The sequence below is a fragment of the Endozoicomonas sp. OPT23 genome, from assembly GCF_009653635.1.
Taxonomy (GTDB): Bacteria; Pseudomonadota; Gammaproteobacteria; order Pseudomonadales; family Endozoicomonadaceae; genus Endozoicomonas_A.
Genome location: NZ_PPFD01000006.1, coordinates 232,330 through 245,823, shown reverse-complemented (window position 1 = coordinate 245,823; position 13,494 = coordinate 232,330). Strand labels below are relative to the sequence as shown.

Genomic DNA, 13,494 nt, shown 5'->3' with positions numbered 1-13,494 from the left:
GCCCGCTTTCAGCAAAAGAGCGGGCTGAGAATATGACTACCTATTCACAATTACTTAAATCTCTTCCAAATTCTCCAAAAAAATGGCTGATTACTGGTGTAGCTGGCTTCATTGGCTCAAATTTACTGGAGCATCTGCTCAAACTCGATCAATACGTCGTCGGTCTGGATAACTTTGCCACCGGGCACCAATATAATCTGGATGAAGTAAAGAAGCTGGTTAGTGATGAACAGTGGGCAAGATTTACCTTTGTTGAAGGTGATATCTGTAATGAGAGTGACTGTCATAAAGTTTGTGCTGGCGTTGATTATGTATTGCATCAAGCTGCACTTGGCTCGGTCCCTCGTTCAATTAACGATCCGATCACCACTAATGCCACCAATATCTCTGGGTTCCTGACCATGCTCACCGCTGCACGTGATGCTGAGGTAACTAGCTTTACTTATGCTGCGAGCAGCTCAACTTATGGTGACCATCCGGCACTACCTAAAGTAGAAGATAATATTGGTAACCCTCTTTCACCCTATGCTGTGACTAAATACGTCAATGAGCTATATGCGGATGTGTTTGCCAGAGCTTATGATTTTAAAACTATTGGTTTACGATATTTCAACGTATTTGGTAAGCGGCAGGACCCTAATGGAGCCTATGCCGCTGTAATTCCCAAGTGGACCGCTGCGATGATTCAGGGGGGGAGTGTTCTTATCAACGGTGATGGTGAAACCAGTCGGGATTTTTGCTTTATCGAAAATGCGGTGCAAGCAAATTTACTGGCAGCCACTGCAGCTGATTCAGCCAAAAATGAAGTCTATAACGTTGCCGTAGGCGATCGTACTACATTGAATAGTCTCTATGGTGCTCTACAGTCAGCTCTGGCTGAAAACAATAAACCCTACACCAATGCACCTGTTTATCGTGAATTTCGTACCGGTGATGTACGACATTCTCAAGCAGATATTGGTAAGGCTGCTGATAAACTGGGCTATCAGCCTGAATATCGAATCATTGAAGGTATAGCGAAGGCAATGCCGTGGTATATAGAGAATGTTGGTTAATTTAATTTGAACTTACAATCACACATTATTCTTTTCGTAGTTAATGCTCCGGAATTCTTTATCTCCCATCGCCTGCCTTTGGCTGTTGCAGCACAAAAGGCTGGTTTTGAGGTGCATGTCGTAACGGCTGATGGTTCAGAGGTTCAGACTATAAAATCTCAGGGCTTTACCCATCATGTTGTACCCTTTGCACGCAGTGGTCAAAATCCATTGAATGAACTCTCCACATTGTTTACTTTGGTCAGACTATTCAGGCGATTAAAACCCTCACTGGTTCACCTTATTACGATTAAACCGGTACTCTATGGTGGCATTGCTGCACGTTTGACTGGTATCGATTCTGTGGTAAGTGCAGTTTCTGGTCTAGGGACGGTGTTTCTGGCAAGTTCGTTGACTGCCAGAATACGTCGCACATTGGTAACTCAGCTGTATAGATCTGCATTTAAACACGATCGTTTGGCAGTCATTTTCCAGAATCCGGATGATCGGGACTCTTTGCTGAAACTCAAGGCTCTAAAAATAGAGCAAGCCCGTATGATTCGAGGTTCTGGAGTAGCACTGGTGGATTATCCTTTTGAACCTGAACCAGAAGGTAAGTCTGTTGTAGTAATGGCGGCACGATTGCTCAGGGATAAAGGTGTCATTGAGTTTGTTGGTGCAGCAAAGTTATTGAAAGAACGCGGTGTACCTGTAGTTTTTCGGCTAATCGGTTCACCTGACTCTGGCAATCCAACCAGTGTGACACAGAGTGAGCTGGATCAATGGGCCGCAGACGGCAATGTAGAGTTGTTAGGATATCGAAAAGATATTGCGGCACAATATTCAGCAGCCAATATTGTCTGTCTTCCATCATATCGAGAAGGCTTACCAAAAAGCCTCGTTGAGGCTGCTGCCTGTGGCCGTGCCGTTGTAACAACAGATGTACCTGGTTGCAGAGATGCTATTACTCCAAATGTAACTGGTCTTCTGGTAGATGTAAAAAATTCAATTGCTCTGGCTGATGCAATCCAAAAGTTGGTAGATAACTCTTCATTAAGAAAGCGTCTTGGTCGGGCAGGCAGATCGCTGGCAGAAGAAGCATTTGCTATTGATGAAATTGTTGATCAACATATGGGTATCTACCTAGAGCTTCTTGAACCATGAAAGCAGCAAGTAATATTTTGATAACAGGAGCTACAGGCTTTGTCGGGAAAGCTTTATTGGATCAGTTATTATGTAATGATCAATTTGAGGTGTCTGCTGCTCTTCGCTCTGCCAACAGCCTTGATTATTGTAAAGCCCATGTTGTTGGTGATTTAAACGGTGAAACGGTCTGGACTGAGGCGTTGACTGGTCAACAAGTCGTTATTCATACTGCTGCTCGTGCTCATATCATGAAAGATGAAGTTGAAGATCCTCTGGCAGAGTATCGACAAGTAAATGTAGAGGGTACACTTAATCTCGCGCGACAAGCAGCTATGGCAGGTGTTAAGCGATTTATATTTATCAGCTCGATCAAGGTCAATGGCGAACAGACTGGAAATGGGCAATCATTTGGCGCTGATGATCTCCCATCACCCGGGGACGCATATGGTGTTTCAAAATGGGAGGCTGAACAGGGGTTGAAGAAACTTGCCATTGAAACTGGTATTGAGGTGGTGATTATTCGTCCACCGTTAGTATATGGGCCAGGTGCAAAAGGCAATTTTTCCAGTATGGTCAAATTGGTTGGCAGTGGTGTGCCCCTACCTCTAGGAGCTATCCATAATCAACGCTCACTGGTTGCTCTTGATAATTTAATAGATTTGATTATTACGTGTGTTGATCATCCGGCTGCTACGAATCAGACATTTATAGCAGGGGATGGTCAAGATTTATCGACCACTGATTTATTAAGTAGTGTTAGTAAGGCAATGGGCAGACCATCACGTTTGGTAGCAGTACCAAGTTCCCTATTGATGTTGGGGGCAACAATACTTGGTAAAAAAGCCATGGCACAACGGCTCCTAGGTTCACTACAGGTCGATATTGCTAAAACACAGAGTTTACTTGGGTGGGTTCCTCCTTTATCAGTAGATGAAGGCTTACGACGGTGTTTTCTTAAAAACTAGTACTAGGGAGTATATTCATTGATTCGTTTTTTCGATGTTGTTTTTTCATTTTTTGGGTTGTTGTTTGGTTTCCCTGTGCTTCTAATTTTATTAGTTATAGGATTTTTTGACACAGGGTCGCCCATTTTTACTCAGGTTCGTGTGGGAAGAGGGAAGAGGCCATTCACATTAGCCAAATTTCGAACAATGAAGGTTGATACCGCTTCTGTTGCTAGCCACTTGGCGAGTGCATCCTCAATCACACCTTTTGGGCATTTCTTGCGAAGAACCAAATTAGATGAGTTACCGCAACTTTGGAATGTTCTCAAAGGTGATATGAGTCTGGTAGGTCCAAGACCCAACCTTTTCAATCAGAGTGAATTAATTGAGGCGAGAGATAAACTGTATGTTTATAATGTAAGGCCTGGTATAACAGGTCTTTCACAGGTAAGTGAAATTGATATGTCTACTCCTGAACTGTTGGCAGTAACAGACAGTAAAATGATCAAAACGTTAACAGTTAAGAATTATTTCAAATTTATTTTAATGACAGCTACAGGGCAAGGGCAAGGTGACAGTGTAAAAAGTTCAAACTAAGCCCCCCACTTATTTAATAAACTGATTCTAGCTTCAGTCAGCAGAATAACCATCAATTTCCCTATATTGCATACTTATTGGAGCATGGAGGCAGTCAGGAATGCGAGCCTGATTATATTCCTTGATATAAACAATGCGCGGAAAACTCCTAAATCTACCCCGTAATCAAAAGCGAGTTGTATCATTAATATTTGATACTCTTGCTATCTGGATCTGCCTCTGGTTGGCATTTTATCTCAGGTTGACACCAGTAGAACACGGCGCCTCACTTGTGGTTAATTTTTGGCAAGCCTTTTTATTAGCTCCACTCTGCGCAATTCCCTTTTATGTCCGTATGGGGCTTTACAGGGCCGTTCTCCGTTACATGGGGGCCCATTCAGTTTTCACTATTGTTCGCGCTTCCATTTATGCGACAGGCGTCTGGTTGCTGATGAACTTTATGATGGGGGCAGATGAAAAAATACCTCGAAGTGTCCCTATTCTTTACTGCCTGTTGCTCATTGCTTCTATGTGCGCTATCCGATATGCAATGCGCTCTTGGCTACTTGGCCAAAGTTTTAATGATATTTTTCCTCTATTGAGTCCAAAACTGAAGAATAAACGTTCCGGGTCTGGTATCCCCGTGGCTATTTATGGAGCAGGTGAAGCAGGTACACAGTTGATGTATGCGCTGGATCGCGGGCGAGAGTATCATCCAGTTGCTTTTATTGATGATGACAGTTGTTTGCAGGGGCGGATGATGGGGGGTAGAAGTATATACTCACCATCTAACATCGAGACTCTGACTTTAGAAACCAGTGCTGAAGAGATTCTTCTGGCATTGCCATCACTCCCACACAGTAAGAGAAGGGTTATTGTTCAGAATCTTGAGCATTATGGTTTGCCTATTCGAACCATGCCGGGTATAGCTGATATTGCTAGTGGTCGTATGAAGCTACAGGAAATTCATGATATTGATATCGGAGATGTACTGGGACGAGAAGAAGTTCAACCAGACACTGATTTGATGCAGAGGAATATTTCCGGTCAAGTGGTTATGGTAACTGGTGCCGGAGGTTCTATTGGTTCTGAGCTCTGTCGTCAGATATTGACGGCTGGTCCAACAACGCTGGTTTTGTTAGAGCATGCAGAATACAACCTCTATGCTCTGGACCAGGAGCTTCAAGCTACAATTCGTAAGCAGGGAATAGTTGTAGATCTCGTTCCGGTGTTGGGTTCTGTAAACGACCCCAGGCGCTTGATCGATCTGATGACAACATACAGCGTCAATACAGTTTACCACGCAGCTGCTTATAAACATGTTCCCATCGTTGAGCATAATCTTTCTCAAGGATTAAGAAATAACGTCTTGGGTACGCTTAATACTGCACAGGCTGCTATTGCCTGCGAGGTGGATCAGTTCGTTTTGATCTCAACTGATAAAGCGGTTCGTCCGACGAATGTTATGGGGGCTTCCAAAAGGCTTGCTGAAATGGTGCTGCAGGCACTTAGCCGTGAAAAGGAAGTCAGGTTTTATAACCCAGAACTATTTGGTTTCGCTGAGCAACCAGTAAAGAATAAAACTCGTTTTACTATGGTGCGCTTTGGGAATGTGTTGGGTTCCAGTGGCTCTGTTATTCCACTGTTCCGTGAGCAAATTCGCTGTGGCGGCCCAATAACGGTAACTCATCCTGAAATAAATCGCTATTTTATGACCATTCCAGAAGCTTCACAGCTGGTTATTCAGGCAGGTGCTATGGGAACAGGTGGTGATGTTTTTGTGCTGGATATGGGGCTACCGGTTAAGATCGTCGATCTGGCTAAACGTATGATTCAGCTATCCGGCTTGACACTGAAAGATGCAAATGCACCGGATGGAGATATAGAGATCACTTTTTCCGGGCTACGACCAGGTGAAAAGCTCTACGAAGAATTGCTGATTGGCGACAATGTTACCGGAACAGACCATCAACGTATAAGTCGCGCTAATGAAGAATGGCTATCCTGGGATGAGCTTACTGCTATCATCACTCAGATGCAGGAAACACTTCATGACCATCACTACCGACTGACTCGTGAACTGTTATTGCGCTATGTCAATGGCTTTCGTCCCAGTTCGCAAGTAGTTGATTGGCTGTATAAATCTCCAGAACATCAGGAAGAAAATAGTGCTGATTAATTGTTGATTTGCCTATGAAATGAGAATTGGGATATTTATCAACATCAGAATCGAATAGAGTAAAAAAATGCGGTTTTTTTATTTGTCGTTTCTGATTCTGGGTGAGCCAGTAAGGTATGCACTTGAGACTGAACCTCCCCCGATAAAGTGGACACCTCATTCCTAACCGAAAGAGGTGTTTTATGAGTACTTACAGACCTGACAAACCCACACGTCGATACTCTAATGAATACAAGGTCAGTGCCGTACGGATGACCTTCAAACCAGGTGTTATGATTAAGGACGTTGCTGCGTCACTGGACATACATCCCTTCATGCTGTCCCGCTGGCGTAAAGAGTATTTCGAGGGCAGTCTTGTGGCGAATGAACTCAACGTACCTGAACACCTGAAACAAATTCCCAAGCAGAAAGAGCTCACTGATGCTGAGCGCATCAAAAAGCTCGAAGCCCAAATCTCAACGCTTAGGATGGAGAATGACTTTCTAAAAAAGTGGCAAGCGTATGTGGCAAAACCACGAAAGAACGGTTCGCCTTCATAGAGCGTTGCCAGCAAGGGCTCTGCATACGTTTCCTTTGCCAATACATGAAGGTCTCCTGCAGTGGTTTCTATGCCTGGAGAAAGCGTGAGCCTTGCCCTCGGAAGCTGGAAGATGAGCAGCTTCTTATGCGGATTACTGCGATATTCCATAAATGGAAAGGCCGGTATGGCAGCCCTCGTATTCATCTTGATCTTCGGGATAAAGGCATTGCAGTCAGTCGCAAGCGGGTTGAACGACTGATGAAAGAAGCGAACCTGATCGGGCGCGTCGCTCGTATTTATCGTAGAAAAGCGATGCCCGAAAAGACTTGTGACCCTGTATCGAATTTGCGCAAGGACTTACCTAAGCCAACAGCCATTAATCAGCACTGGACCTCTGATGTCACGTATCTGAAGGTCGAAGGCCATTGGATGTTTCTGGCCGTTGTGATGGGTCTTTACTCTCGACGGATTGTAGGTTGGTCGTTGAAAAACAATCGAACGGCGTCCTTAACGAAAGCGGCGTTACTAAAGGCCATTCGCAACAGACGCCCGCCGAAAGGGCTTGTATTCCATACGGATCAGGGCATTGAATATCGAGCGAATGTCATTCTGAAGATCCATAAACGCTATGGTTTTATACCGAGTATGAATCGAGCTTATCACTGTACGGATAACGCTGAGATGGAGTCGTTTTTCCACTCGTTCAAGGGTGAGTTTTTTACGGGAACAGTCTTCAGAAATACCCATCATCTGCGTGATGCATTGGCTGGATATATCCAGCATTTTTATAACAGAATTCGACGGCACTCGAGCCTTAATTATCAATCCTCGGTAAAATATGAAGGTGGCTGTTTAGCTGCCGGATAAGTGTCCATTTTAACGGGGGGAGATCACTGGTCTTAAAAAGGTATTGGTGCAAGTCGGGAAAAGACATGAGTTGAGATGCGCAGAGGCAGGACTGATTATGATTGCTTTAAATGGGATATATAAAAACGGCGCACCAGGCGCCGTTTTTTATGCCTGTGCCAAAACTTAGTTAGGGCTTACAGGTGTTGGCTCAGGTCTGGTTGGTGTAACAACCGGTGGTGCAGGTGGCGCAATTGGAGCAGCAACAGGCGCTTCAGCAATTGTTTCTGCAGGCGCTTCAGTTACAGGTGTTTCATTACCCGCTGCAGTAGCAGGCAGTGTGGCAATGGTATTAGCAGCAGCAGTCTGGATAGCGGCAGCAGCTTGCGGTGCAGCTTCAGTTGCAGCACTTACTACCTGGGCAGCCGCTTCAGGCGCAGCAGCAACAGCTGCAGATACTACTTGAGCAGCTGCTTTAGGTGCAGCTTTTACAGCAGTAGAAACGATAGCTGCAGCTTGCTCAGGGAAAGATTTAACGGCAGCGCTTACAATGCTGCTCAGCAGGGCAGAGCTTTCGCTTAGCTGTGCAGAAGCGGCAGCGATAATAGCTTCAACATTAGCGCCTTCTTCCTGAATGGCTTTGGCCAGTGCATCTTCAGCAGACATAGTCTGCAGGTCAGTCACCAGGTCTGCCTGTGCTGTGCTGGCAATAGCTGCAAACAGCAGGGCGCTGGCAGCAACGATCTTTTTCGGGTTCATTCTATTTCCTTGTTAATACATCAGCCAGGTTCCACTCGACCATGATCGTCAAGTTACGAGCGGAACTGACAGAGTGAATCAAGCTAACGTTGGTACTGGAAATTATAAGGAGAGCATCTGTATAATACAATGCCAGATTTGATGTATCTGTGTTAGGATTCTTACGACACTAGATATATAACAACTATTGGAACAGTAAGGCTACAGTGGAGTATCCTTGCATTCTGCAGACACTAAACACAACGAAACGACAATTCATGAACAAAATCAGTAAGCTGAGTCTGGCCATTGCCATGGCTGGATATGGAGCGGCCGCTGTGGCTGCAGTAGAAGACGCAGGTCACGTTCAGTGGGGTGCTCTTGAAGTAACTCCAGCCGCAAAGCTGCAGGTAGGTTATGACGACAACCTGTACAAGGACGACAAGAGCGCTGAAAGCTCTACTGTTTATGCACTGGGTGCCTCTTCAGAGTTTAAGGCTCAAAAAGGTCTGAACGAATACGCTCTGACTCTGGGTGCCCTGAGTAAAAAGTTCTCTCAGGACAGCAAGCATAACTTTACTGATGTAAACGCTGACTTTGCTGCTCATCAGGAATTCAACAGCCGTAACCGTCTGGATCTGGATCTGGGTTACGCTATTGGTCATGATGAAAACTCACGAGTTAACGAAGAAGTTGACCCTTCCGCTCCTGAATATAAAAAGACGACTGCAGGCCTGACTTACGGCTTCGGTTCTACAGAAGCGAAAATGCGTATTGACCTGTTTGGTGATTACGACAAGCAGGATTACAACAGAGGTGAAGGTCAGGATCGTAGAATTAAGTCCTACGGTGCTACAGCATTCTATCGCTTCATGCCAAAAACCGATCTGGTTTTTGAAGTAAAAGATCGTCAGTTAAGCTATACCGAGCAAGACAGTGCTGATTACGATGTTTTCTCCTACCTGCTGGGTTTGAACTGGGAAGCGACTGCTAAAACGACTGGCTTTGCCAAACTGGCTCGTCGTGAGCGTACTGCTTCCGGTATTGATAAAGAAAGCTTTAACGGTTGGGAAGTGGGCGTAAGTTATATGCCTGTTGATCGTTCCGTATTCCAGCTGTCTGCTAACCGCGACTATGGCCTGGAATCTGATGACCCTACATCAGCTGCATTCACCAAGAGTACAGCAACTACATTGAGCTGGATGTACAAAGCTACCTCCAAGATTACCACCAATGTTTCTTATACTCTGACGAAAGAAGATGTTGAAAAGGCAGGCAAAGTTGAGAAAAAACGTACTTTGAATGACCTGACCCTGTCTGCTGATTGGAATGTGAAACGTAACGTAACTGTTTCACTCTCTTACACCAATGGTAAGCGTGATGAAAAGCTGGCTTCTGGTGCGGACGCTGATACTAAGGCTAAAGACTTCAAACGTAACGCCTACATGCTGACCGCTGAACTGGCGCTGTAATTTCTTTCATAACTATTTAAATCAATTTCAAATAGTTGGAAGACATCAAAACTGGGGTATAATGCCCCGGTTTTGCGTTTAAGTACCTGCTTCAGGGTGCAAAAAATGCAGTTCAGTAGAGCTGCATTTTTTATATGAATACACTGAATGAGAGTGTTCATAGAGCTATTGTTAAATTTTCCATAAGTGAGTAGCCGTCTTGGATAGCAGACACTGCTCCGGGAGTAGTCTGTCGATGTTTTCTATCAGGGAAAGGCTGGAGCTCTCAGCGATTCTCCTTCTTGTTACTGCGTTCTTGTCTAGTGCTGCATTGTCAGGCGTCGCTCAGGCTGATGTCGGCAGTGTTTCAAAGTATCGTCTTAACTCTGGCGATTTGATCTCGGTTTCCGTGTTTGGTGAAGACGATATGTCGGTCGAGACACGTCTGACTGATGCCGGTACTATTTCATACCCGTTCCTGGGTGAAATTCGTGTAAAAGGCATGACCGTAGGTGAGCTTCAGAATTATCTGATTCGTAAGCTGAAGGGTGATTATTTTGTTGATCCCAAGGTCAGTGTTGCCATCAAGGAATACCGCAAATTCTTTGTCAGTGGTGAAGTGAAGTCTCCGGGCGGTTTCTCGTTTGAACCCGGGCTGACATTGGAAAAAGCGATTGCTCTGGCCGGTGGTTTTACTCAACGTGCGTCAAAAGAAAACGTTGTAGTGACCCGTGAAGTAAAGGGCAGGCTCAAGGAAAGAAAAATGAAGTTGGGTGAGAAGGTATTGCCTGGCGACATTATTAATATCAAAGAAAGTTTCTTCTGATCAACGATCCGGCTGTATAAGTTAACATATTCTATGTCTACCGATTCTACACAACAGCCTGTTCGACAGGCTCCTCAGGACGATGATGTGATCTCTCTGCGAGAGATCTTCCATGTTCTGACTTCCCATAAGTGGGCGATCATCGGCTTTACCTTCGCCGTCACCCTGATTGCAACGCTGGTTGTTTTCTCGTTAACGCCCATTTATCAGGCGACAACGGTACTGCAAATTGAGCAGGAGCAGGCCAAGGTTGTTTCTATTGAAGAGATTTATGGCCTTGAGGGTGGTGGCGATAGCTACCTGAATACCCAGTTTGAAGTGCTTAAGTCCCGCAGTGTGCTTGAAAAAGTGGTTAATAAACTGGACTTAACCAGTAAGCCTGAATTTAACGCAGAACTTCGTGAGAAAGCCTGGTACGCCGATGCTTTGAACTGGCGCAGCTGGTTTGGCCTTGAAGTGCCTGTCGTTGAAGAAGATGATGCTCGTGTATTGCGCGATACCATTAATACGCTCGAAAAAAGCATCAGCATTCAGCCAGTTAAGAAAACTCAGATTGTAAAGATTAATGCGCAATCACAGGATGCAAAACTGGCTGCCCGTATTGCCAATGAAGTGGCCAATGCCTATATCGAAAGCTATATGGAAGCCAAACTGTCGTTGACACTGAATGCCACCGACTGGATGCAGGGCAGGCTGACAGAACTGTCTGAAAAACTGAAAATAGCTGAAGCAAGCCTCCAGGCTTACCGTGAGCAGGAAGAGTTGGTTGATTTGCAAGGTGTCCTGACTATTTCCAGTAATGAACTGAAAGCCCTGACTGAAAACCTGGTGCAGGTGCGTCGCAAGCTGGCGGTGTCTAAAAGCATTAATCAACAGATTAAAAGTGGTCAGTTCAAAAAGGGTAAGGGGTATGAGTCGATGCAGGCCGTGCTGGACCACCCTTCAGTGCAAAGCCTGAAATCGGAAGAGTCCAAGATTCAGCGACTGGTGAAAGACCTTTCCCGTCGTTACGGCCCCAAGCACCCTAAGATGATCTCGGCACGCAGCGAGCTGGAAAGTATTCAACTGAATATAAAAGATCAGGTGCGTGCAATCATCGATGGTGTCGAGCGTGACTTTGAGGTTGATAAAAGTAACGAGCGTAGCCTGACTGAAGCGGTTGCTAAAGTTAAGAATCAGGTGCAGGACATCAATCGCAAGCAGTTCCGTTTGCGTGCCCTTGAGCGTGAGGTACGCACCAATAAAGACCTGTACGATGCCTTCTTCAAGCGTATTCAGGAAACCAGTGCCACGAGTGACTTGCAGACAGCAAATGCACGAGTGGTTGATCAGGCATTTACCCCCAAGGCTCCTGTTAAACCGAAGAAAAAGCTGATTATTGCTATTGCGGGTTTGCTGGGTTTATTGGTTTCCTGTGGTATCGCCTTCTTGCTGGAAATGCTCAATAACACGATTCGTAGCACTCGGGACATTGAAGAAAAGCTGAACCTGCCGGTGTTGGGTGTGTTGCCTTTGTTATCCGCTAAAGAACTTAAAAAAGACCAGGCGCACAGGCTCTTCCTTAATAAAGATATGCACGGTTTTGGTGAAGCGGTTCGTACCATTCGAACCAGTATCAACCTTACCGCCATGGATAAAGAACATCGTGTCTTTGCGGTTACGTCTACCGTGCCGGGTGAGGGTAAGTCGTCCACGGCTTCCAATCTTGGGCTGGCGTTAGGGCAATTGGGTAAAACCCTGCTGATTGACTGTGACCTTCGTCGCCCTGTAGTGGGTAAAAACTATGGAGTAAAGGGCGGCTCAGTGGGTATGGCTAACCTGCTCGCAGGTACGGCAACCATTGAAGAGTGCATTCACCCTGCAGACGGTATTGAAGTCATTCCTTGTGGGCAGGTGCCGCCTAATCCTCAGGAGCTGTTGTCGACCAGTAAGTTTGCAGAAGTGGTGGAGCAGCTTAAGCAAAGCTATGACTATGTCGTGATTGATTGCCCGCCGGTTCAGAGCGTGAGTGATGCGCTGACGGTTTCTCGTGCCAGTGATGGTCTTATTTATGTAGTGGAGTCCAGTCGTGTGCAGTTGGGTGCCATACAAAATACCGTGGGTCGTCTGCTGCAGGCCAGAGCGCCGATTACTGGTGTGGTTCTGAATAAGATAGACCCGAGTAAGAAGGATGCTTATGGCTATAGTCAGGGCTATTACGACTATCAGGGTTACTATCAGTCCAAGGACTGATAACTAATGACAATTGGCTCATTAGAGCAGTAAAGGTGGCATTGGCCGCCTTTATTTTTTTGAAGTATGTAAGTTATTGATATATTAGTAAATATGCTAATTAAAAACATGTGAGAAATAAGTCACAATTACTGCGTTTTGTATTTGTGGCATGTATAATTCTGAGCGCTAAAAATGACAGCAGCGGCTCTCTTACAAGTATGTTTCGCCGTATTATCACTGTTCTCTACGCTGTCCCGGTATATGCGTTCAATCTTGGCGGGCGGTAGCGTGCCAAGAAATGTTTTCTCTAGATATACTTTTCGTTGTCGTTATAAAGAAGCTCTTAAGTAACTCCCTGTCCTCTCGAATCGTATTCAATTCTCTAGAAAATAACACCCGTCATCATGTCTGGCGGCACTGGCAGTCGCCTATGGCCTCAGTCCCATGCATTGTATCCAAAGCAGTTTCTGCCTCTGGTTAATGAACACAGTATGTTGCAAAACACTTTGCAGCGACTGGAAGGCATCAGTGCAATAAATGCACCTTTGGTGATTGCCAACGAAGAACACCGATGTATTGTCCCTAAAGAGAATGCCCGTTATTCCTAGGACAAGAAATTATATTAAAAGCCTCTTGTGACTGCTTTTTATAGGCTTTTTTAGTCTTTTCCGAACCCCTTGTTCATAGCTATAAATGTATAACTTATAAATTGTTATACCGTGGTTAATGCTTGCTATGAGCCGTGGGGAGCGTGGTTACACCTTACCCTGGCAGAATGAGGACGTTTTGTATTGGCTGAATCGGTTAAGAAACTGCCAGGAACGATACAACCCCATTGAAAACCCCGTTGATTGCACGACACTGGAGAGAAGGCACACAGGCAGTAAAAAAAGCGTCAGTGAATTACGCAATATGGGGCAGCGTTGCTTTTTGTTTCGTAACCCAACCGGAAAGACGGAAGAGGAGGGGCCCAGCCTATCATTCAGTATTCCGGAGAAGGGTTCTGGTATCAGCTGTTGA

Annotated in this window: 13 protein-coding genes; 12 read left to right on the top strand and 1 reads right to left on the bottom strand. The window is 45.3% G+C overall.

Annotated elements, in window-relative coordinates; translation table 11 throughout:
• Positions 1 to 32: 32 nt before the first annotated feature.
• From EOPP23_RS15045 to EOPP23_RS15015, 7 genes are all read left to right on the top strand, one after another.
• On the top strand, positions 33 to 1,055 hold the full coding sequence (locus EOPP23_RS15045; protein ID WP_153766824.1) for an NAD-dependent epimerase/dehydratase family protein: 1,023 nt from the start codon (positions 33 to 35) through the stop codon (positions 1,053 to 1,055).
• Between the two features lie 6 nt (positions 1,056 to 1,061).
• The gene (locus tag EOPP23_RS15040) at positions 1,062 to 2,198 is read left to right on the top strand and encodes a glycosyltransferase family 4 protein (RefSeq protein ID WP_153766823.1); all 1,137 of its coding nucleotides are present in this window, start codon (positions 1,062 to 1,064) and stop codon (positions 2,196 to 2,198) included.
• Positions 2,195 to 3,145, top strand: coding sequence for an SDR family oxidoreductase (locus tag EOPP23_RS15035; RefSeq protein ID WP_153766822.1), 951 nt, complete (start codon positions 2,195 to 2,197; stop codon positions 3,143 to 3,145). Before EOPP23_RS15040 ends, EOPP23_RS15035 begins: the two co-directional genes overlap by 4 nt.
• Before the next feature lie 18 nt (positions 3,146 to 3,163).
• Positions 3,164 to 3,721: a sugar transferase gene (locus EOPP23_RS15030; RefSeq protein WP_153766821.1), complete on the top strand. Its 558-nt coding sequence runs from the start codon at positions 3,164 to 3,166 to the stop codon at positions 3,719 to 3,721.
• A gap of 364 nt (positions 3,722 to 4,085) precedes the next feature.
• Positions 4,086 to 5,879 carry a nucleoside-diphosphate sugar epimerase/dehydratase gene (locus EOPP23_RS15025; protein WP_228550736.1) on the top strand — a complete coding sequence of 598 codons (1,794 nt, stop codon included), beginning with the start codon at positions 4,086 to 4,088 and terminating at the stop codon, positions 5,877 to 5,879.
• A 182-nt stretch (positions 5,880 to 6,061) separates the two neighbouring features.
• Positions 6,062 to 6,418 (top strand): transposase, encoded by a 357-nt coding sequence (locus EOPP23_RS15020; protein ID WP_153766820.1) that lies wholly within the window; start codon positions 6,062 to 6,064, stop codon positions 6,416 to 6,418.
• Positions 6,370 to 7,266, top strand: a complete 897-nt coding sequence (locus EOPP23_RS15015; protein WP_370514775.1) for an IS3 family transposase — start codon at positions 6,370 to 6,372, stop codon at positions 7,264 to 7,266. The genes EOPP23_RS15020 and EOPP23_RS15015 overlap by 49 nt, the downstream gene beginning before the upstream one ends.
• A 165-nt stretch (positions 7,267 to 7,431) precedes the next feature.
• Here the strand turns inward: EOPP23_RS15015 and EOPP23_RS15010 are convergent, their stop codons facing one another.
• Entirely contained in the window at positions 7,432 to 8,004 is a 573-nt protein-coding gene (locus EOPP23_RS15010) for a hypothetical protein (RefSeq protein WP_153766818.1), read from the bottom strand.
• Positions 8,005 to 8,261: 257 nt separating this feature from the next.
• Here EOPP23_RS15010 and EOPP23_RS15005 point away from each other — a divergent pair, with 257 nt between their 5' ends.
• The 5 genes from EOPP23_RS15005 to EOPP23_RS14985 all read left to right on the top strand — a co-directional run bounded on the left by EOPP23_RS15005 (position 8,262) and on the right by EOPP23_RS14985 (position 13,494).
• A complete protein-coding gene (locus EOPP23_RS15005) occupies positions 8,262 to 9,455 on the top strand; it encodes an outer membrane beta-barrel protein (RefSeq protein WP_153766817.1) in 1,194 nt (397 codons plus the stop codon).
• A gap of 235 nt (positions 9,456 to 9,690) precedes the next feature.
• A complete protein-coding gene (locus tag EOPP23_RS15000) occupies positions 9,691 to 10,260 on the top strand; it encodes a polysaccharide biosynthesis/export family protein (protein ID WP_153766816.1) in 570 nt (189 codons plus the stop codon).
• Positions 10,261 to 10,293: 33 nt separating this feature from the next.
• On the top strand, positions 10,294 to 12,492 hold the full coding sequence (locus EOPP23_RS14995) for a polysaccharide biosynthesis tyrosine autokinase (RefSeq protein WP_153766815.1): 2,199 nt from the start codon (positions 10,294 to 10,296) through the stop codon (positions 12,490 to 12,492).
• Positions 12,493 to 12,878: 386 nt separating this feature from the next.
• Complete coding sequence (locus EOPP23_RS14990) at positions 12,879 to 13,082, top strand: sugar phosphate nucleotidyltransferase (RefSeq protein WP_153766814.1); 204 nt, start codon at positions 12,879 to 12,881, stop codon at positions 13,080 to 13,082.
• A 127-nt stretch (positions 13,083 to 13,209) separates the two neighbouring features.
• On the top strand, positions 13,210 to 13,494 hold the full coding sequence (locus EOPP23_RS14985) for a VPA1269 family protein (protein WP_194842624.1): 285 nt from the start codon (positions 13,210 to 13,212) through the stop codon (positions 13,492 to 13,494).

What these genes read in the sequence shown, in the direction of transcription:
- EOPP23_RS15045 (WP_153766824.1), top strand. Translation starts at nt 33, where the DNA reads ATGACTACCTATTCACAATTACTTAAATCTCTTCCAAATTCTCCAAAA.
- EOPP23_RS15035 (WP_153766822.1), top strand. Translation starts at nt 2,195, where the DNA reads ATGAAAGCAGCAAGTAATATTTTGATAACAGGAGCTACAGGCTTTGTC.
- EOPP23_RS15025 (WP_228550736.1), top strand. Translation starts at nt 4,086, where the DNA reads ATGGGGGCCCATTCAGTTTTCACTATTGTTCGCGCTTCCATTTATGCG.
- EOPP23_RS15020 (WP_153766820.1), top strand. Translation starts at nt 6,062, where the DNA reads ATGAGTACTTACAGACCTGACAAACCCACACGTCGATACTCTAATGAA.
- EOPP23_RS15010 (WP_153766818.1), bottom strand. Translation starts at nt 8,004, where the DNA reads ATGAACCCGAAAAAGATCGTTGCTGCCAGCGCCCTGCTGTTTGCAGCT.
- EOPP23_RS15005 (WP_153766817.1), top strand. Translation starts at nt 8,262, where the DNA reads ATGAACAAAATCAGTAAGCTGAGTCTGGCCATTGCCATGGCTGGATAT.
- EOPP23_RS15000 (WP_153766816.1), top strand. Translation starts at nt 9,691, where the DNA reads ATGTTTTCTATCAGGGAAAGGCTGGAGCTCTCAGCGATTCTCCTTCTT.
- EOPP23_RS14995 (WP_153766815.1), top strand. Translation starts at nt 10,294, where the DNA reads ATGTCTACCGATTCTACACAACAGCCTGTTCGACAGGCTCCTCAGGAC.
- EOPP23_RS14990 (WP_153766814.1), top strand. Translation starts at nt 12,879, where the DNA reads ATGTCTGGCGGCACTGGCAGTCGCCTATGGCCTCAGTCCCATGCATTG.
- EOPP23_RS14985 (WP_194842624.1), top strand. Translation starts at nt 13,210, where the DNA reads ATGAGCCGTGGGGAGCGTGGTTACACCTTACCCTGGCAGAATGAGGAC.